The sequence below is a fragment of the Bacteroides sp. AM44-19 genome (assembly GCF_003603395.1).
Classification (GTDB): domain Bacteria; phylum Bacteroidota; class Bacteroidia; order Bacteroidales; family Bacteroidaceae; genus Bacteroides; species Bacteroides uniformis.
Window position 1 is genome coordinate 1 of record NZ_QTNB01000019.1, and the last position, 20,475, is coordinate 20,475.

The 20,475-nt window shown below is 48.2% G+C and carries 16 protein-coding genes; 11 read left to right on the plus strand and 5 right to left on the minus strand.

Translation table 11 applies throughout. The features are described from left to right. Positions 1 to 246: 246 nt before the first annotated feature. Positions 247 to 579, plus strand: a complete 333-nt coding sequence (locus DW947_RS18565; protein WP_117963528.1) for a DUF3795 domain-containing protein — start codon at positions 247 to 249, stop codon at positions 577 to 579. A 233-nt stretch (positions 580 to 812) separates the two neighbouring features. Beyond that, complete coding sequence (locus DW947_RS18570; protein ID WP_165859478.1) at positions 813 to 1,589, plus strand: class I SAM-dependent methyltransferase; 777 nt, start codon at positions 813 to 815, stop codon at positions 1,587 to 1,589. Between the two features lie 74 nt (positions 1,590 to 1,663). Here the strand turns inward: DW947_RS18570 and DW947_RS18575 are convergent, their stop codons facing one another. After that, complete coding sequence (locus tag DW947_RS18575) at positions 1,664 to 2,512, minus strand: helix-turn-helix domain-containing protein (RefSeq protein WP_117963527.1); 849 nt, start codon at positions 2,510 to 2,512, stop codon at positions 1,664 to 1,666. Between the two features lie 220 nt (positions 2,513 to 2,732). Here DW947_RS18575 and DW947_RS18580 point away from each other — a divergent pair, with 220 nt between their 5' ends. From DW947_RS18580 to rodA, 9 genes are all read left to right on the plus strand, one after another. Further along, positions 2,733 to 4,226 carry an ATP-binding protein gene (locus DW947_RS18580; RefSeq protein ID WP_044468188.1) on the plus strand — a complete coding sequence of 498 codons (1,494 nt, stop codon included), beginning with the start codon at positions 2,733 to 2,735 and terminating at the stop codon, positions 4,224 to 4,226. Positions 4,227 to 4,330: 104 nt separating this feature from the next. Further along, a complete protein-coding gene (abc-f, locus tag DW947_RS18585; protein ID WP_035450317.1) occupies positions 4,331 to 6,292 on the plus strand; it encodes a ribosomal protection-like ABC-F family protein in 1,962 nt (653 codons plus the stop codon). 20 nt (positions 6,293 to 6,312) lie between these two features. Continuing rightward, positions 6,313 to 8,349: a M13 family metallopeptidase gene (locus DW947_RS18590; protein ID WP_009037259.1), complete on the plus strand. Its 2,037-nt coding sequence runs from the start codon at positions 6,313 to 6,315 to the stop codon at positions 8,347 to 8,349. Between the two features lie 160 nt (positions 8,350 to 8,509). After that, positions 8,510 to 10,033, plus strand: a complete 1,524-nt coding sequence (gene purH, locus DW947_RS18595) for a bifunctional phosphoribosylaminoimidazolecarboxamide formyltransferase/IMP cyclohydrolase (protein WP_009037258.1) — start codon at positions 8,510 to 8,512, stop codon at positions 10,031 to 10,033. A gap of 122 nt (positions 10,034 to 10,155) precedes the next feature. Beyond that, complete coding sequence (locus tag DW947_RS18600) at positions 10,156 to 11,178, plus strand: rod shape-determining protein (RefSeq protein WP_005828544.1); 1,023 nt, start codon at positions 10,156 to 10,158, stop codon at positions 11,176 to 11,178. Beyond that, the gene (gene mreC, locus DW947_RS18605; protein ID WP_117878721.1) at positions 11,178 to 12,023 is read left to right on the plus strand and encodes a rod shape-determining protein MreC; all 846 of its coding nucleotides are present in this window, start codon (positions 11,178 to 11,180) and stop codon (positions 12,021 to 12,023) included. The genes DW947_RS18600 and mreC overlap by 1 nt, the downstream gene beginning before the upstream one ends. A gap of 106 nt (positions 12,024 to 12,129) precedes the next feature. Then, positions 12,130 to 12,633 (plus strand): rod shape-determining protein MreD, encoded by a 504-nt coding sequence (gene mreD / locus DW947_RS18610; RefSeq protein ID WP_005828540.1) that lies wholly within the window; start codon positions 12,130 to 12,132, stop codon positions 12,631 to 12,633. A gap of 19 nt (positions 12,634 to 12,652) precedes the next feature. Continuing rightward, complete coding sequence (gene mrdA / locus DW947_RS18615) at positions 12,653 to 14,521, plus strand: penicillin-binding protein 2 (RefSeq protein WP_034523063.1); 1,869 nt, start codon at positions 12,653 to 12,655, stop codon at positions 14,519 to 14,521. Positions 14,522 to 14,605: 84 nt separating this feature from the next. Continuing rightward, complete coding sequence (gene rodA / locus DW947_RS18620) at positions 14,606 to 16,063, plus strand: rod shape-determining protein RodA (protein WP_005834947.1); 1,458 nt, start codon at positions 14,606 to 14,608, stop codon at positions 16,061 to 16,063. A 317-nt stretch (positions 16,064 to 16,380) separates the two neighbouring features. On the opposite strand, the gene DW947_RS18625 is transcribed toward rodA, so the two are convergent. The 4 genes from DW947_RS18625 to metF all read right to left on the minus strand — a co-directional run bounded on the left by DW947_RS18625 (position 16,381) and on the right by metF (position 20,447). Next, positions 16,381 to 16,866 carry a gliding motility lipoprotein GldH gene (locus DW947_RS18625; protein ID WP_117963526.1) on the minus strand — a complete coding sequence of 162 codons (486 nt, stop codon included), beginning with the start codon at positions 16,864 to 16,866 and terminating at the stop codon, positions 16,381 to 16,383. Continuing rightward, positions 16,844 to 18,220: a regulatory iron-sulfur-containing complex subunit RicT gene (gene ricT, locus DW947_RS18630; protein WP_171029046.1), complete on the minus strand. Its 1,377-nt coding sequence runs from the start codon at positions 18,218 to 18,220 to the stop codon at positions 16,844 to 16,846. Before ricT ends, DW947_RS18625 begins: the two co-directional genes overlap by 23 nt. 73 nt (positions 18,221 to 18,293) lie before the next feature. Further along, complete coding sequence (gene holB, locus DW947_RS18635; protein WP_117963524.1) at positions 18,294 to 19,421, minus strand: DNA polymerase III subunit delta'; 1,128 nt, start codon at positions 19,419 to 19,421, stop codon at positions 18,294 to 18,296. Positions 19,422 to 19,493: 72 nt separating this feature from the next. Continuing rightward, positions 19,494 to 20,447: a methylenetetrahydrofolate reductase [NAD(P)H] gene (metF, locus tag DW947_RS18640; protein WP_016274213.1), complete on the minus strand. Its 954-nt coding sequence runs from the start codon at positions 20,445 to 20,447 to the stop codon at positions 19,494 to 19,496. Between the last annotated feature and the right edge of the window lie 28 nt (positions 20,448 to 20,475).

A 20,475-nucleotide genomic window follows, 5' to 3' on the forward strand; every position in this document is an offset into this window, starting at 1 on the left:
GCAGGTGGAAGCAAATTTTGCTTCCACCTTTTCAGGTTGCTTCCACCGCAGGGCAAATGCCGATGGACAGGGGGATGCAGGAGGTGGGTGGAAGTGTGGAAGCAAAGTGATGGAAAATTAATTTGGCATTCACACAATAATAACCGTATATTTGTAGCATGGCTGTCTGCCTCCTCTTAAATTCAGATAAAGAGGAGGTAGACAAATGCTTGCTATGAGAAACACATAAATGGTTATAACCAAGTGATGAAACAATTAATTGCATGTTGCGGGTTGGATTGCGAAAATTGCGCCGCCCGTATAGCCACTGTCAATAATGACGATGAGCTGAGAGAGAAAACCGCCAAAGAGTGGAGTGTGCTGAACAATACGCCGGAAATTACGCCGGAAACCATCCATTGTATGGGGTGCCGTGCAGACGGGGTGAAGTTTACCTATTGCAGCGATTATTGTGCTATCCGCAAATGTGTGTACGAAAAAGGTTTCAATACTTGTGGCGACTGTAAGGAACTGGATACTTGCCAGGTGGTAGGTGCGGTTCTTCAGCATGCGCCCGGTGCAAGGGAAAATCTTTATTAACCGTAAAATCTTTGATTAAATAAAATATTGCTTATCTTTGCAGTATGACAAAGACATTTAAATCGGATTTGGTTTTGTAAACAATCTGTGTTCCATGCACAGATTGTCCCTTTCGTTTACTCTCGGATAACTTCTTTCGAGAGTGTTTTTCTATTGTTATAATTCAAGTTTAATCCGCATATTATGCTGAAGGTGTTGTGATACTTTCCGTATATGCAAAATATAGTAAGAAAATGAGTAACGAAAATAAAACTATCCACGATTTCGAATTTAATTTAATCTGTGACTTTTTCTCCAATATGGAACGGCAAGGCCCTGGCAGTCCTGAAGTGACGTTGAAGGCATTGAGCTTTGTAGACGGTCTTACCGATGAATCCCTTATTGCCGATATCGGTTGTGGAACGGGTGGTCAGACAATGGTATTGGCTGGCCATGTTCCGGGACAGATTACCGGAATTGACCTTTTCCCCGGCTTTATTGACATCTTCAACCGTAATGCAAGGCAGTTGGGCTTGCAGGACAGAGTAAAAGGAATTGTCGGTTCAATGGATGCCCTCCCTTTCGGTGAGGAGGAGCTGGATATGATTTGGTGTGAAGGTGCTATCTATAACATCGGCTTTGAACGTGGCTTGAAGGAGTGGCGTAAATATCTGAAACCGGGAGGGTATATTGCCGTATCCGAGAGTTCATGGTTTACGGACGAACGTCCTGCGGAAATCAATGACTTCTGGATGGACGCCTATTCTGAAATGGATACACTTCCCAATCTGGTAGCCAAGTTGTACAAGGCGGGTTATCTCCCTGTTGCTACATTCATTCTGCCGGAGAATTGCTGGACAGAGCATTACTTTGCTTCAAAGGTTGCGGCTCAGGAGATTTTCCGTAAGAAATATGCCGGTAATAAAATTGCCGAAGAGTTCAGCTTACTCCAAATGATTGAGGATGAACTGTACGGCAAGTATAAGGAATTTTACGGTTATGTGTTCTTTATTGCCAAGAAGGTAGGCTGATGACGGACTTCTCTTATTGAGGAATGCGGGTATTCTCAGGACAGAATATCCGCATTTTGGGTTTTGAGTAGATTTTATTGTTTTGAGGATGTACGGAACTTCTGAGGAGGTATTCCCGTATGACGTTTAAAGAATTTGTTGAAGAAGGCCGCATTATTAAAACCTAGACTCACGGCTATATCCTTTATCGGAGTGTTGGCGGTACAAAGTTGTGCTTTGGCATCCATGATGATAGTATTGTTGATGATTTCCATGGCTGTATATCCTGATTCCTTTTTGACAAGGCGGCAAAGAGCTGCCGGTCTCATATTCATTTTCAATGCATAATAGGACACTTGATGCTCCCGGACATAGTCTGTGTGTACCAATCGGATAAAAATGCGGTATTGGTTGAAATGCCTGCTGCCCGGAGTCTCTTTTATTCTAGGGCGTTCCGGACAGAGTTCGGATATACCTTGTAACAGATAGGTCAGTAGAGTTTGCAATGAAACTAGACTTGAGGGGCTTTCTGTTCTTTGGTAGAGGTGTGACAAATAGGTCATGAACTCGGCATAAAGCTGGAAGTCCGTTTTCGATAGAGGAAAAATATAGTGTTTGCCTATAATGTGAAACTTATCCATCATGACCTTGCCGGCCCCTGAACTCTGGATAAGTTGTTGGGAAAATATGACGACATATATTTCAGCATCGTCTGACGTGTGTAGCAATTGTACGAAGGTCTCGGGAGGAATAACTAGGAGGGCGTTAGCTTCAACCCTGAATTGAGTATGGTTTATGATAGTTTTCAGAACTCCTTTGGTGCATAGAGCGAAGATACTGGCCTTGGTGTGGTATGGCTTTTCCACTAGCGGATTCAGTTCATTGGTTGTGATATGATTGCAGGCAATGAACTCGTCATTTATATTGAATTCGGATATATTCATGTTGGAGATTTTAAGACGCAAAAATGGGGGATAATAATGTATAAATGACAGAGGTAACAGTTAAAATCAATATTACGCTCAACTTATCTCTGTTAAATAAGGTAAAGTTGTGAATAATAGAATATATACATATTAAAATGGAATATTGATTTATAAGGGTTTGTTTGTGGCATAAGCATTTTAGCCCGAACTTTGCTCCTTGTATGATAAACCAATTCTGATGAATCCGAATGTTCCTCAAGAAGTACGTATAATAAATGCCATCTCCGAGCAGTTGTTCAACTCATGGCCCGTCAGCATTATTATGATTGATTTGGAAGATTGTATCTGGCGTCTGAATCAGCAGGTGATGAATGAACTCCAATTGAATGAGCATGTGATAGGGCGGCATATCACTGACTTATTGGAAGTGGTATGTGATAAAAAGAATGTGTTGGAAGCCCTTTTGCTGCAACTTCGGGAGAGGGATGTACGGATTATTCCCTTGGATACCAATTGCTTTATACGTGAATTAAAGAGTGGTATCAGTTTTCTGATACAAGGTGCTATGGTGGGAATTCATGAAGATGGACAATTGGTGAGGATTGTACTCTATTTTAGGAATGTGTTGGAAGAACGGACACAGAAGCATTTGCTGAATATTGCGCTGAGCCGCACCCAGATATTTCAATGGTCTTTCGACATGGAACATAATCTGATGATTATAGAACCGCGTTATTTTGAATATTTGGGGATTCCTACGCGTGACTATACGCTGACGCCTGAGGAATTCGCATTTCTGATTCATCCGGACGACCGGAAGGGAGTGTTTGATGCTTTGGCTTTACAGTTGCGTGGTAATTTGTACGAACGCCCAGTGGAATACCGTCTACGGAGGGGAGACGGCAAGTGGGAGTGGTTTGAGGCGCAATCTACCTATGTGGGACAATTGACGGATTTGCCGTTCCGTATCATCGGTATTTGCATGAGTACGCAGAAATACAAGGATACGGAGAATAAATTGAACGAGGCTTTGCAGAAAGCGCAACGTAGCGATGAGTTGAAGAGCGTATTTCTTGCTAATATGAGCCACGAGATACGTACGCCACTAAATGCCATTGTGGGCTTCTCTACACTACTGGCTTGTGGGGATGCCGACTTGTCGCGGCAGGAGATTATGGAATTTACGTCTTTGATTGAAAAGAACAGCCAGTTGTTAATGGTGTTGATTTCAGATATTCTGGATTTGTCCAAGATAGAATCGAACACGATGGAATTCCATTTTGAGAAGGTTTCTTTAAATGGCATATTGGAAAGCATTTACAGTGCGCAGAAGATGAATCTTCGGAAAGGAGTGGAGCTACTGCTAGACCTTCCGGACCGGGCGGCAGTTATCTATACAGATCCTACGCGTTTGGGGCAAGTTGTCAACAATCTTATCAATAATGCGGTGAAGTTCACTGCTGAAGGACGCATAACCATAGGGTATAGGCTGAAGGACTTTGCTACATTGGAAGTCTTTGTGGAAGATACGGGAACTGGCATGTCGGAAGAAGTTCTGGCGCACATTTTTGAACGTTTCTATAAGGGAGATGCTTTTGTGCAGGGCACGGGATTGGGATTGGCCATTTGCAGGACTATCGTTGAAAGGTTTCATGGAAAAATAGAAGTGGCTTCAACTCTTGGCAAGGGGAGCCGCTTTGCAATTGTCCTTCCGCAGGAAATGCGGGAGTAGTGTTCTCTTTCTTGGATATTTGATGTAATTATGTGAGCGTATGATATTGTATAACGTTGAAAATCGCTACCTTTGCAGTCTTGAACGATAAATTCATTGACACTATGATATCTGTAGAAGGACTGAAGGTAGAATTTAATGCCACTCCTCTGTTCGAAGACGTCTCTTATGTTATCAATAAGAAAGACCGTATAGCTCTTGTCGGCAAGAATGGTGCCGGTAAGTCCACCATGCTCAAGATATTGGCTGGCATTCAGCAGCCCACTGCCGGCATTGTTGCCGTTCCTCGCGAATGTACTATCGGGTATTTGCCCCAAGTGATGATACTCAGTGACAAGCGCACCGTAATGCAGGAGGCTGAACTTGCCTTCGAGCATATTTTTGAGATGCAGGCGGGCATCGAACGCATGAATCGGCAACTTGCCGAACGTACCGATTACGACAGCGAGGATTACCAGAAACTGATTGACCGCTTCACTCACGAAAACGAACGTTTTCTGATGATGGGCGGCACCAACTACCGTGCCGAAATAGAGCGCACGCTCCAAGGGCTGGGCTTCAGCCGCGAGGACTTTGACCGCTCTACAAGCGAGTTTTCCGGTGGTTGGCGTATGCGTATAGAGCTTGCCAAGCTGTTGCTTCGCCGTCCGGATGTGTTGCTGCTCGACGAGCCTACCAACCACCTTGACATCGAGAGTATCCAGTGGTTGGAGAACTTCCTTTCCACCCGTGCCAATGCGGTGGTGCTTGTCAGCCACGACCGCGCCTTTTTGAACAATGTCACTACGCGTACCATCGAAATAACTTGTGGACGCATTTACGACTATAAAGTGAAATACGATGAGTTTGTGGTGCTTCGCAAGGAGCGCCGGGAGCAGCAACTACGTGCTTACGAGAATCAGCAGAAGCAGATACAAGATACGGAAGATTTCATCGAACGTTTCCGGTACAAAGCTACCAAGGCTGTGCAAGTGCAGAGCCGCATCAAGCAGCTCGAAAAGATAGAGCGCATCGAAGTGGATGAGGAAGACAACTCCTCTTTGCGCCTGAAGTTTGTTTGCAGTAGCCGTAGCGGTAATTATCCCGTTATCTGCGAGGATATGGAGAAATCCTACGGTGGGCACGTTGTTTTCCACGATGTAAATTTGACTATCAACCGAGGAGAGAAGGTTGCTTTTGTCGGTAAGAACGGCGAAGGTAAGTCTACGCTTGTAAAGTGTATTATGGGTGAGATTACGGATTATACCGGTAAGCTTACACTGGGACATAATGTGCAGATTGGATATTTTGCCCAGAACCAGGCACAGCTTTTGGATGAGAGCCTGACTGTATTCGATACGATTGACCGCGTGGCCGTAGGGGATATCCGCCTCAAAATCCGTGATATTCTAGGTGCTTTCATGTTCGGCGGTGAGGCTTCGGATAAAAAGGTGAAGGTGCTCAGCGGTGGAGAGCGTACCCGGCTTGCCATGATAAAACTGCTGTTGGAGCCGGTGAATTTCCTGATTCTCGACGAACCTACGAATCATCTTGACATGCGTTCCAAAGATGTGTTGAAGGAGGCTATCCGCGATTTTGACGGAACGGTGATAATAGTCAGCCATGACCGTGATTTTCTGGACGGACTTGCGACTAAAGTGTACGAGTTTGGTGGCGGACTGGTGAAGGAACATCTGGGAGGAATTTATGATTTCCTGCAAAAGAAGCAGATAGAGAGCCTGAATGAGTTACAGAAATCCCCTTCACTTTCCGCTTCGCCCACTGCCGGTAAGGCGGCATCGGGAAATGCTGGTGCAGAACCGGTTCAACCCTCGGCAGCCAAACTCTCTTATGAGGAGCAGAAGGAGCTTAATAAGAAGCTCAAGAAACTGGAACGTCGCGTTGCCGATTGTGAAGCGGAGATAGAGCAGACGGAGGCTGCCATTGCCATTCTTGAGGCCAGGATGGCCACACCGGAAGGTGCTTCGGACATGTCGCTTTATGAGCAGCACCAAAAACTGAAAGAGCAGCTTGACCGCGTGATGGAAGAGTGGGACGCGGCTACTGTAGAGTTGGAGAATCACTAACTATTATATTTTATATGTTTATGAAAGCAAATCATTTGTTACCCATTGCAGCATTCTGTCTGATGACGGCTTCCTGCAACACCGGCAAGCAGCAGGCTGAACTTACAGCAGGCATCCAGCTCGCCAATCTTGACACAACGGCTCTACCCGGAACTGACTTTTACCAATACGCATGTGGCGGTTGGATGAAGAACAATCCGATTCCTGCTGAATACTCACAGTACGGTTCTTTTACTATCCTTGCAGAAAACAACCGCAAGCAGATTCAAGGACTGATTGAAGAACTTGCCGCTACCCAGCACGAAGCCGGCAGCGTGGCACAAAAAATCGGTGACTTGTACAAAATCGTAATGGACAGCGTGAAGCTGAACAAAGATGGTGTAGCTCCCATCAAGGCTGAACTCGACCAGCTGGCTGCTTTGAAGGACAAGAAAGAGCTTTATGCCTTGCTGGGCGATATGCAGAAGAAAGGCATCATCGCCTACAACGTGCTGTATGTTGGCGCTGACGAAATGAACAGTAGCATGAATGCTGTACAGACCTATCAGACCGGGCTGAGCATGGGCGAACGTGAATACTATCTGGAGAATGATGAGGCTACTGCCAAAATTCGTGATGCTTTCCGTACACATGTACAGAAGATGTATCAGTTGGCTGGTTTCGACGAGGCTACTGCCAAGAAAGGTATGGAGGTGGTGATGGATGTGGAAACACGTCTTGCCAAGGCTTTCCGCTCTCGTACGGAGTTGCGTGACCCGCATGCCAATTATAACAAGATGAGCATGGAAGAGTTGAAGAAGAATTATCCTACTTTCGATTGGGATGCTTATTTGTCTGCCATGGGCTTGAAGGATGTGAAGGAAATCATCGTAGGCCAGCCCGCTTCACTGAAAGCTGCTGCCGATATTCTGGATACGCTGCCCATTGAACAGCAGAGCCTTTATCTGCAATGGAAATTGATTGATTCTGCCGCAAGCTTGTTGAACGATGCTATGGCAGAACAGAACTTCGACTTCTACAGCCGCACCATGAGCGGTACACAAGAAATGCAGCCTCGCTGGAAGAGAGCGGTAAGCACTGTAAGCGGCGCGCTGGGCGAAGCTGTAGGTCAGATGTACGTGGAAAAATATTTTCCTGCTGCTGCCAAGGAGCGTATGGTGACTTTGGTGAAGAACTTGCAGGAAAGCCTGGGCGAACGTATCCAGAATCTTGCCTGGATGGGTGATTCCACTAAGGTGAAAGCTCTGGAGAAACTGGCTACCTTCCATGTGAAGATTGGTTATCCTGACACTTGGAAAGACTACTCCACACTGGAAATCAAAAACGACTCTTACTGGGCAAACATGGAACGTGCCAACGAGTGGAGCCATGCCGAAATGATAGCCAAGGCCGGCAAGCCGGTGGATAAGGACGAATGGCTGATGACTCCGCAGACCGTCAACGCTTACTATAACCCGACTACGAACGAAATCTGTTTCCCCGCCGGTATCCTGCAATATCCTTTCTTCGATATGAATGCGGATGATGCCTTCAACTATGGTGCCATCGGTGTGGTAATCGGTCATGAGATGACTCACGGATTCGACGACCAGGGTCGCCAGTACGACAAGGACGGTAACCTGAAAGACTGGTGGACTGCTGAAGATGCCAAGAACTTTGACGAGCGTGCTCAGGTGATGGTGAACTTCTTCGATAGCATCGAGGTTGCTCCGGGCGTATATGCCAACGGACGCATGACATTGGGTGAGAATATTGCCGACCACGGTGGTCTGCAGGTTTCTTATCAGGCATTCAAGAAAGCTACGGCTGCCAATCCGCTGCCGGTGCTGGATGGTCTTACTCCCGAACAACGTTTCTTCCTGGCATACGCAGGTGTATGGGCCAATGATATCCGTCCCGAAGAAGTGTTGAACCGCACGAAGAGTGATGTGCACTCATTGGGCGAATGGCGCGTAAACGGTGCATTGCCGCAAATCGGTGCTTGGTATGAGGCATTCAACGTGACAGAAAAAGACCCGATGTTCTTGCCGGTAGAAAAACGTGTATCTATTTGGTAAACCAACAAAATAACCTTTAAAAAAAGGCGGCAGACTGGAAACAGATGCCGCCTTTTTTAATTATACCTAATTTATTGTGTATGAATGTATGTATGAATAAACAAAATTTGTAACTTTGCGCATCAAATACTAATATACGCATACTTTAATACGCAAATCCATGTCTGAAACAAAAAGAATCAAAACAGCTCTGGTATCTGTTTACCATAAGGAAGGTTTGGACGAAATCATTACCAAACTGCATGAAGAAGGTGTAGAGTTCCTCTCAACCGGTGGAACCCGTCAGTTTATAGAATCCCTGGGTTATCCCTGCAAGGCAGTGGAAGACCTCACTACATACCCTTCCATCCTGGGCGGACGCGTGAAGACTTTGCATCCGAAGGTTTTTGGAGGTATTCTTTGCCGCCGCGGATTGGAGCAAGACATGCAACAGATTGAAAAATATGAAATCCCCGAAATAGACCTCGTCATTGTTGACCTCTATCCGTTTGAGGCTACCGTTGCCAGTGGTGCCGAAGAACCTGCCATCATCGAAAAGATTGACATAGGCGGTATCTCTCTGATTCGTGCCGCAGCCAAGAACTATAACGACGTGGTTATCATCGCTTCGCAAGCACAATATCAGCCGTTCCGCGACATGCTGATGGAACACGGAGCCACTACTACCATCGAAGAACGCCGTTGGTTTGCCAAAGAGGCGTTCGGAGTGTCTTCACACTATGATTCTGCCATCTTCAACTATTTCGATGGCGAGGAAGGTTCCGCTTTCCGTTGCTCTGCCAACAGCCAGAAGACTTTACGCTATGGCGAGAATCCGCATCAGAAAGGTTATTTCTATGGCAATATTGATGCTATGTTCGACCAGATTCACGGTAAGGAAATCTCTTATAACAACCTGCTCGACATCAATGCTGCCGTTGACTTGATTGACGAATTCAAGGATACGACTTTCGCTATCCTGAAGCATAATAATGCTTGTGGACTGGCTTCACGTCCCACTGTGCTCGAAGCATGGAACGATGCGCTTGCCGGTGACCCGGTATCCGCTTTTGGTGGTGTGCTCATCACTAATGCCGTGATTGACAAGGCTGCTGCCGAAGAAATCAATAAAATTTTCTTTGAGGTGATTATCGCTCCCGATTATGATGTGGATGCGTTGGAAATCCTCGGTCAGAAGAAGAACCGTATTATCCTGGTCCGCAAGCCGGCAGCTCTGCCTAAGAAGCAGTTCCGTTCTTTGCTGAATGGCGTATTGGTTCAGGACCGCGACCTTAAGGTGGAAACTCCTGAAGAATTGAAGACTGTAACTACGAAGGCTCCCACTGCACAGGAAATTGAGGATATGCTCTTTGCAAACAAGATTGTGAAGAACAGTAAGTCGAATGCCATTGTGCTGGCAAAAGGAAAGCAGTTGTTGGCAAGTGGTGTAGGTCAGACCAGCCGTGTGGATGCTTTGAAGCAGGCTATCGAGAAAGCCAAAAACTTCGGTTTCGACTTGAATGGCGCTGTAATGGCAAGTGACGCATTCTTCCCTTTCCCCGACTGCGTGGAAATTGCCGGCAATGAAGGCGTAACAGCCGTCATCCAGCCGGGTGGAAGTATCAAGGATGAACTCTCGTTTGAATATTGCAACGAGCATGGCATTGCCATGGTAACTACTGGGTTCCGTCACTTTAAACACTAATTCGGATTTACGATTTGACGATTTACGATTTACGATTGAAGTTACATCGTAAGTCTGAATCTCAAATTGTAAACAAGAGGAATATCAATCGTAAATCGTAAATAGTTAAATCGTAAATATTAATGGGATTATTCTCCTTTACACAAGAAATAGCGATGGACCTTGGCACAGCCAATACCATCATCACCACGAATGGCAAGATTGTGGTGGATGAGCCTTCGGTGGTGGCTTTGGACCGTCGTACCGATAAGATGATTGCCGTGGGTGACAAGGCAAAGATGATGCACGAAAAGACCCACGAAAACATACGAACCATCCGTCCGTTGCGCGATGGTGTGATTGCCGACTTCTATGCCTGCGAGCAGATGATACGCGGACTTATCAAGATGGTGAACAACCGTAACCGTCTTTTCTCTCCGTCACTCCGCATGGTGATTGGTGTTCCTTCGGGCAGTACCGAAGTGGAGCTGCGTGCCGTGCGCGACTCTGCCGAGCATGCCGGCGGGCGCGACGTTTATCTGATTTTCGAGCCGATGGCTGCTGCCATCGGTATCGGTATCGATGTAGAGGCTCCCGAAGGCAACATGATTGTTGACATAGGTGGTGGTTCTACGGAAATTGCCGTTATCTCTTTGGGAGGTATCGTAAGCAACAACTCCATCCGTATTGCCGGTGACGACCTGACTGCCGATATTCAGGAATATATGAGCCGCCAGCACAACGTGAAGGTCAGCGAGCGTATGGCTGAGCGTATTAAGATTAATGTGGGTGCTGCCTTGACGGAACTTGGTGAGGATGCTCCCGAAGATTATATCGTTCATGGTCCGAACCGCATTACGGCATTGCCTATGGAAGTGCCGGTATGCTATCAAGAAGTGGCGCACTGTCTGGAGAAGTCTATCTCTAAGATTGAGACAGCCATCTTGAGCGCATTGGAAAATACGCCTCCCGAATTGTATGCCGACATCGTTCACAACGGTATCTACCTTGCCGGTGGCGGTGCATTGCTTCGTGGACTGGATAAGCGTCTGACTGATAAAATAAACATACCGTTCCACATTGCGGAAGACCCCTTGCATGCCGTTGCCAAAGGTACGGGCGTGGCATTGAAGAACGTTGACCGCTTCTCATTCTTGATGCGGTAATGCGGAATTTATTAAACTTTCTCATTAAATATAATTACTGGTTCCTCTTTCTTCTGTTAGAGGTTGCCAGTTTTATTTTATTATTTCGCTTTAATCATTACCAGCAGAGTGTGTATTTCACCTCTGCCAATGGCGTGGCGGGGAAGGTTTATGAAATATCGGGTGGCATCACTTCTTATTTCCATCTGAAGACGGCCAATGAGGACCTGCTCGACCGTAATATGTGGTTGGAGCAGCGGCTTTCCTTTCTGGAAAATGTCTTGAAGGAGAAAGGATTGGACTCCGCCAGGTTGTACAGCATGGAACGGCTTGCTCCTACGGAGTATCAGATATTCAAGGCGAATGTCATAAAGAACAGCTTGAACAAGGCTGACAATTATATCACTTTAGACCGTGGAACAACAGAAGGTATCCGTCCTGAGATGGGAGTTGTAGATGCCAATGGCGTGGTGGGTATTGTGTATAAGACCTCTCCCCATTACTCGTTGGTCATTCCGTTGCTGAACAGCAAGTCAAGCATCAGCTGTAAGATTGTGGGCAGTGATTATTTCGGTTATCTGAAGTGGGAGGGAGGTGACTCCCGTTTTGCCTATCTGAAGGATTTGCCCCGGCATGCCGAATTCAATCTGGGAGATACAGTAGTGACCAGCGGCTATTCCACCGTGTTTCCCGAAGGTGTCATGGTGGGGACAGTGGATGACATGTCTGACTCGCACGACGGACTTTCGTATCTGTTGAAGATAAAGCTGGCTACGGACTTTGGAAAGGTGAGCAATGTGCGCGTCATTTCCCGCAACGGGCAGGATGAACAAAAGGCATTGGAGTCGAGGGCGGACGAGAAGTGACTAAGAAATTAGGGATTAGGGGTTAAGGATTAGGGATTAATCATCTTTATATCTTATAACTTATACACTCAATAACTTGTAACTCGTAACTTATAACTCATTAGCGTTGTTAATTAATTATCTGCATAAAATAGGATGGTTCATAGGCTTGGTACTGTTGCAGGTGCTGATATTGAACAATGTGCATATTGCAGGATATGCCACTCCATTTCTGTATATCTACTTGATACTGAAGTTTGAGTCGGACACTCCCCGCAATGCGTTGATGTTGTGGGCATTCTTTTTAGGGCTGGCTGTCGACGTCTTTTCCGACACACCGGGGATGAACGCTGCCGCTACGGTGTTGCTGGCTTTCTTGCGCCCCACTTTCCTGCGGCTGTTCGTGCCTCGTGACACGCTGGATACACTGGTTCCGGCCATCCGTACAATGGGGATTCTTCCTTTCCTGAAATATCTGGTTGTGAGTGTGCTGATACATCACGGCTTGTTGCTTACCCTCGAATTCTTCTCTTTTGCCCATATTGGTACGCTGTTGTTGAGAATTGCGGCAAGTACCCTGCTTACTGTGACCTGCATTATGGCTGTTGAGGGAATAAGAAAGAAAGGATAAAGGGATTAAGGATTAGGAATTGATGAAAGACTATACACTGGAAAAGCGGAAATATGTAATTGGAGCGGCGGCTATTGTCATCGTTCTTATTTACGTGTTCCGGCTGTTCGACCTGCAAATCATGACTGATGACTACAAGAAGAACGCGGACAGTAACGCTTTTCTGAACAAGATACAATATCCATCACGGGGGGCTATCTACGACCGTAACGGTAAGTTGCTCGTGTTTAACCAGCCTGCCTATGATATTACGTTTGTGCCTCGGGAGGTGACGCAGCTGGATACACTCGACCTTTGCAGCGCCTTGAACATTACCCGTGAACAGTTTGACAAACGGATGAAGGACGTCAAGAACCGCTGGATGAACCCCGGTTATTCCAAATACACCCATCAGGTGTTCATGACGCAGCTTTCTGCCGAAGAGTGCGGTGTGTTTCAGGAGAAGCTGTTCAAATTTCCAGGTTTCTATATTCAGCGGCGTACTATCCGCCAATATACCTATAACTCTGCCGGCCATTTGCTGGGAGACATCGGCGAAGTGTCCAAGAAAGACATTGAGAACGATGACTATTATATTCGCGGAGACTATATAGGCAAGCAAGGCATCGAGAAATCCTATGAAAAGTATCTGCGTGGAGAGAAGGGGGTGGAGATTCTGCTTCGTGACGCTCACGGGCGTATCCAGGGACACTACATGGACGGACAGTTGGACCGTTCCTCCGTACCCGGCAAGAACCTGACGTTGGGCATCGACATTGACCTTCAGATGTTGGGAGAACGACTGCTTCAACACAAAATCGGTGCCATTGTGGCCATCGAACCGGCTACGGGTGAGATTCTATGTATGGTTTCCTCGCCTACCTTTGACCCTCATCTGATGATAGGGCGCCAGCGGGGAAAGAACCACCGCCTGTTGCAGATGGACAAGCGGAAGCCTTTGTTGAACCGTGCCATCATGGGAGCTTATCCGCCGGGCTCCACCTTCAAGACGGCGCAGGCACTGACTTTCCTTCAAGAAGAGATTATCCACGAAGATTATCCGACTTTCCCTTGTGCGCATGGTTTCAATCATAAAGGCCTTCATGTGGGATGTCACGGACATGGTTCGCCTCTGTCGCTGATTCCTGCCATCGCGACCTCTTGTAATTCCTATTTCTGTTGGGGATTGTATCGCATGTTCGGTGATAAAAAATACGGTTCGCCGCAGAATGCCATTACCGTATGGAAAGACCACATGGTATCGCAGGGCTTCGGCTATCGGCTCGGTACCGACCTCCCCGGCGAACAGCGTGGACTGATACCGAATGCCAAGTTCTACGACAAGCCCTATCGGGGTTCGTGGAATGGTCTGACGGTGATTAGTATCTCCATCGGGCAGGGAGAGATTCTTGCCACCCCGTTGCAGATAGCCAATCTGGGTGCCACCATTGCCAACCGGGGGCATTTCATTACTCCGCACATCGTGAAGGAGATAGAAGACAATGAACTGGACAGCATCTATCGCAATCCCCGTTATCCCACCATCGACCGCGAATATTATGAAATGGTGGTGAAAGGTATGCGTGCCGCCGTAGACGGAAGTACGGGTAGCGCCACTTGCCGCATGGCGGGAGCCATCCTGCCGGGTGTGGAGGTCTGCGGAAAGACGGGCACGGCACAGAACCGCGGCAAGGACCATTCTGTCTTTATGGGCTTTGCTCCGATGGACAACCCTAAGATAGCCATTGCCGTCTATGTGGAGAACGGTGGTTTCGGTGCCACGTATGGCGTACCTATCGGTGCCATGATGATGGACCAGTACCTGCATGGAAAGCTGTCGCCCGAGAATGAGATACGGGCGGAAGAATTCAGTAACCGGGTGATACTTTACGGAGATGAGGAGAGATGATGATTAGGGATTAAGGATTAGGGGTTAGGGATGAACGGTGAGTGACTTCAATAGTAAATAGTAAATCGTAAAATCGTAAATAAATTGGTGACAAGGAGAGATAGCATATGGAAATCATTGGACTGGGTGACGATTGTCGTTTACCTGCTGCTGATTGTATTCGGCTGGTTCAGTGTCTGTGGGGCGAGTTATGATTATGGTGACCGTGACTTTCTGGACTTCTCTACGCGTGCCGGCAAGCAGTTTGTCTGGATTATATGTTCCTTCGGGCTGGGGTTTGTGCTGCTGATGCTGGACGATTCCCTCTATGACATGTTCTCCTACCTTATATATATAGGGCTGATGCTGTTGCTGATTGTCACGATATTCATTGCGCCCGACACAAAAGGGTCGCGGTCGTGGCTCATTCTGGGGCCGGTCAGTTTGCAGCCGGCGGAGTTTGCCAAGTTTGCCACGGCGCTGGCGCTTGCCAAGTATATGAGCGCCTACTCGTTTACGATGAAGAATTGGAAAAGCTCCCTTATGCTGGCTTTCTTGATTCTTTTCCCCATGTTGCTGATTATCCTACAGCGGGAGACGGGTTCGGCATTGGTGTACTCTGCATTTTTCCTGATGCTTTATCGGGAGGGAATGCCGGGCGTGGTACTGTTCTCGGGTATATGTGCAGTGGCCTACTTTGTGGTGGGCATCCGTTTTGATGCGGTGATGATTGCCGATACACCGACGCCTATCGGAGAATTTGCCGTGCTGCTGATGGTACTGCTCTTTGCCGGAGGCATGGTGTGGGTCTATAAAAAGCGCTGGGAGCCCACGCGGAATATTATCGGCGGTTCGCTGGGAGTGCTGCTCGTGGCTTATCTGATTTCGGAATACGTAGTACCCTTCAACTTGGTGTGGGTGCAGTGGGGGCTTTGTGCACTTGTTATCGGGTATCTTGTCTTTCTTTCTTTAAGCGAGCGCCATTTATCTTATTTTCTGATTGGGCTGTTTGCTTTGGGTTCGATAGGTTTCCTCTACTCCAGCGACTACTTCTTCAATAAAGTGCTGGAGCCCCATCAACAGATACGTATCAAGGTGGTGCTCGGTATGGAAGAGGACCTTGCTGGTGCCGGCTATAACGTGAACCAGTCGAAGATAGCCATCGGCTCCGGGGGGCTGACCGGCAAAGGTTTCTTGAATGGTACGCAGACAAAGCTGAAGTATGTGCCGGAGCAAGATACGGACTTCATTTTTTGCACCGTGGGTGAGGAGGAAGGATTCGTAGGGTCTACGGCTGTACTGTTACTGTTCCTTATTCTTATTTTACGGCTGATTGTCGTGGCCGAGCGGCAGCAATCTCCCTTTGGCCGGGTGTATGGTTATTCTGTGCTTAGTATATTCTTGTTCCATCTATTCATCAATATAGGCATGGTGCTGGGGCTGACCCCCGTCATCGGTATCCCGTTGCCTTTCTTCAGTTACGGAGGTTCTTCTCTCTGGGGATTCACAATCTTGCTGTTTATCTTTCTGCGGATTGATGCGGGACGTAATCGTCGAATTTAGTTATGACCGTTTCCTTGTGGGACATACGAATGGACTTGATTATCATTACATTGCATTTACACATTGTTTACATCGTAATGTAACGGCCATTACACCGCATTGTAACGTCCTTTACGCTGTATCGTAACGACTTTTACGCTATATTGTAACGCCCTTTACATGCTGGTGTAACGGTCGTTACATCCTGGCGTAAAAGACGTAACGCTACGAGGTAAGAGGGCAAGTTATGATACCCCGCCCGTTTCCGCTTCAAGGAGACGTGAGTGGGAGACTGAGGTGGTTGTTAGAAGAAGGTGATAAAGAACAATAGGGAGTTCCTATCTCTTCAGTTTGATGCCGATGTCATTGATTCCTTGCAGCCTTTCGTCCGGTAGCGTATAGGCCACTTTAAAGAGGTAGGTGCCGGGTTTGCCGATTCGAACGCTTCCTGCGGAGACGGCAGTCTGATAGAGACCTCCCCAGCCGTCACCTTTCCAGATTCCTTCTTTGTCCGCCAGGATTAGCTGTATGGTGTCTGCGGGTGAAGGGATGGAATCTGCGGTGGTGTAGCAGATGGATAGAGGTAGATTCTGATAGGGGTAGTTGCTTCGGTTACGAACTTCCAAAGACAGTTTGTAGTAGGTCAGTGAGTCGGTGACCTTCACGTCGAAAGAGAGCGTGTCTTCGCGCAGCCAGCCTTCGGTGGGAAGGGATTGGAAGGAATGGTATACAGTCTGTTTGTCGCAAGCGCTCAGCAGGCTTGCGACAAACAGTAGTATGATACCTTTCAGGCAGAGATTCCTATTCTTGAGCCGGTTTGTCATTTTGGGCAGGTCTTTCACCTTGAGGTTTGGGCTTATTGTTACGGGGCGGACGACGGTTGTTATTGTTCCGTTGTTGACGTTCGCCTTGTTGCTGTTCACCTTGTTTGGGTGCTTGCCGGTCTTGTTTCTGTCTCGGTTGCCGGTCTTGCCTGGATTGTTCTCTCTGGTTGTTGGATTGCGGAGCACCCTGCTGCTCACCTCCTTGCGGACGACCGTTTCCACTCTTTTTCTTTCTCTTGTTACGGCTGTTGTTGCTGTTCTCGCCACCGTTGCCGTCACTGCCACTCTTGCCTTTCCGGCTGCGGTCAAAGCGGGTGAGGCTCTCTTGTTCCAGCAAGTCCACCGGCTTTTTGGGTTCGGAACGATGGGTTTCTTCTATCAGGCTGTCGGGCTTGATGCCACGTCTGTTCAAACCGATAATCTCGAAGGCGCGTCTGCCGCTGATGGTCACCAGGTTGGCAGGGATGTTCTTGTCGCTCGAGTAGGTTATCTGGTTGCTCAGAATGTCGGCTTTGAAGAAGAAGAACTCGCCGTCTTTGGTTTCCAGGGTAATCTCGCGCGAGGGCAGGCGTTTCTGTGCTTCCACGTAGCAGTCCACTTCGTAGTTGAGGCAGCACTTCAGCTTGGCGCATTGTCCGGCAAGTTTCTGCGGATTCAGTGATATGTCCTGGAAGCGTGCAGCGCTGGTAGATACCGACACGAAGGAGGTCATCCAGGTGGCGCAGCAGAGTTCGCGTCCGCAGGGACCGATGCCACCGATGCGTCCGGCTTCCTGGCGGGCGCCAATCTGTTTCATCTCGATGCGCACGCGGAAGGCGTCGGCAAGGACCTTGATGAGCTGGCGGAAGTCCACACGCTCGTCGGCGATGTAGTAGAAGATGGCTTTGTTGCCGTCTCCCTGGTATTCCACGTCACCAATCTTCATGTTGAGGTTGAGGTCCAGGGCAATCTGGCGCGAGCGTATCATGGTGGCGTGCTCGCGGGCTTTTGCTTCGTTGTACTTCTCCATATCTACGGGCTTCGCCTTGCGGTAGATGCGTTTGATGTCTGCCTCGGACTTGATATTGGCTTTCTTCATTTGCAGCGGCACGAGGCGTCCGGTTAGGGTCACCACGCCGATGTCATGTCCGGGGGTGGCTTCTACGGCTACGATGTCGCCTTTCTCCAGGGGTATCTTGTTGCTGTTGCGGAAATATCCCTTGCGGGTGTTCTTGAACTGAACTTCCACCAGCTCGCTCTCATCGGCATTGCCCGGTATGTCGGCCAGCCAGTCGTAGGTGTTCAGTTGCTTGTCCTGCCTGCCGCAACTCTTGCAGCACAGGCCTCCGCTTCCATTATGTAGTTTAAATTCCATCATCTGTTTATTTACGATTTGACTATTTACTATTTACGATTTGATACTTTGCATTTCATTGTCTTGCCACTTTTCATTGTTTCAATAAAACAATCATTTTGAGGGAGAAGTCGAAGAACACCATGCGGGCGTTCACGTTCTGCTCGATGTGGCGCTGCGCTTCACTCAGTTCGTCCATGATACCCACGACGTTACGCTCGTTGACAAAGGGGGCGAAGCGGGTGGCGAAGTTCTGTTCGGGCAGCGTCATGTAGTTCATCTCCTTGCGGTACAAGTTGTAGATGAAGTTCTCGCGGGTCATACGCTGGCAGTAGTCCAGGAAGTTCTTCTGCCGTTCGCGTCCCATGGCGGCAAGCTGCTCGCTCCATTGTTTCATTTCCCGTATCTTGCGCTGGTAGGAGAGTCGCATCAGGCTGACAAAGAGGTTGAAGAACAGTTCGTTCTCTTCGTTCAGATGGATGGTCTCCAATGCTTTGATAAAGTCTCCGTTTGCCAGGTGGGCTATGGTCTCGCTGTCGCGGGGCTGCACTCCGTACTTCTGCTGCAGGGCTTCGGCTATGTCGGCTTCTTCAATCTTAGGAATGTTGAAGCGCTGCGTGCGGCTGAGGATGGTGGGCAGTATCATTTCCGGAGCTTCGGAGATGAGGAGGAATATCGTTTTCTCGGGTGGCTCTTCCAGCAGTTTCAGCAGCTTGTTGGCGCATACTTCATGCAGCTTTTCGGGTAGCCATACGATGGTGACTTTGTAACCTCCTTCACTGGATTTCAGACTCAGCTTGCGGGTTATCTCGTCGCTTTCTTTGGCATAGATAATAGCTTGTCCGTTTTCGGCATCCATCTCGTTCAGCCAGTGGTTCAGCCCGAAGTAGGGGCTGTTCAGCAACAGGTGCCGCCAGTTGGCGATATAGTCGTCGCAGACTTCCTTTTTCCCTTTGGCGCTCTTGACGATAGGGTATACGAAGTGTACGTCCGGGTGCACCAGCTTATTCCATTTTACGCAGGAGGGACAAGTACCGCAGGCATCGGTTTCCGTCCGGTTGGGACAGCAGATGTAGCGGGCATAGGCAAGTGCCAATGGGAGTTTTCCTACTCCGGCAGGGCCACAGAAGAGTTGTGCGTGGGGGATACGTCCTTCCTGCACTTCTTGTATCAGCCTTTGCTTGGCTGCCTCTTGGCCTATTATGTCCTTGAAACTGAACACGGGTTAATTAGTTATAAGTTATTACTTGTGACACTGCCTATTGTCAATTGTCAACTGTTGATTGTCCATTGTTTAGTAGATTTGTTTGGCTACTTCCTTGATGCTGTCTGTAGCTCCTACCGAGTAGAAGTGGAGGCTTGGGACGCCATGGGCTATCAGCTCTTTGCACTGCTGCACGCACCATTCGATACCCACTTGCTGAGCTTCCGCATCGGTGTTGCACTTCAGAACCTCTTGGGTCAGTTCCTCGGGCAAATCTACTTTGAACGTCTTGGGTATCATGCTGAGTTGTGACAACTTCTTGAAGGGCTTGATGCCCGGGATAATCGGGATGGTGACACCGGCTTGACGGGCACGTTCCACGAAGTCGAAATATTTCCGGTTGTCGTAGAAGAGCTGGGTCACGGCATACTCTGCACCCATTTCCATTTTCTTCTTTAGCCAGTAGATGTCTGTATCCATGTTGGGGGCTTCTTCATGCTTTTCCGGATAGCACGCCACACCGTATGAAAACGGGGTATTGGTAACTTTCATCTCGGAGCCGTCCACAAAAATACCTTTATTGAAGTTGTTGATTTGCTCTTGTAGTTCGACGGCGTGGTGGTAACCGTTGCCCACGGGGATAAAAGAGGATTCGTGCTTTGCCTTGTCGCCACGAAGCACCAGCAGGTCGGTGATGCCGAGGAATTGCAGGTCGAGCAGCACGTACTCCGTCTCTTCGCGGGTGAAGCCGCTGCAAAGGATGTGCGGCACCATGGTGATGTTGTACTTGTTCTGGATGGCAGCAGCTACGGCTACGGTGCCGGGGCGGCGGCGCAGGCGGTTTCGCTGGAACAATCCGTTACCGAGGTCTTTGTACACGTACTCGCTGCGGTGCGTGGTGATGTTGATGTATTTGGGGTCGAATTCCCGTAACGTATCTATGGTTTGATACAGCTTTTCGATGCCCGTACCTTTCAGTGGTGGCAATATTTCAAAGGAAAAAGCTGTTTTTTCGTTACTGTTTATCAAGTCGATTACTCTCATTTCTCTTTCGTTATCTTTGTCCGATTGG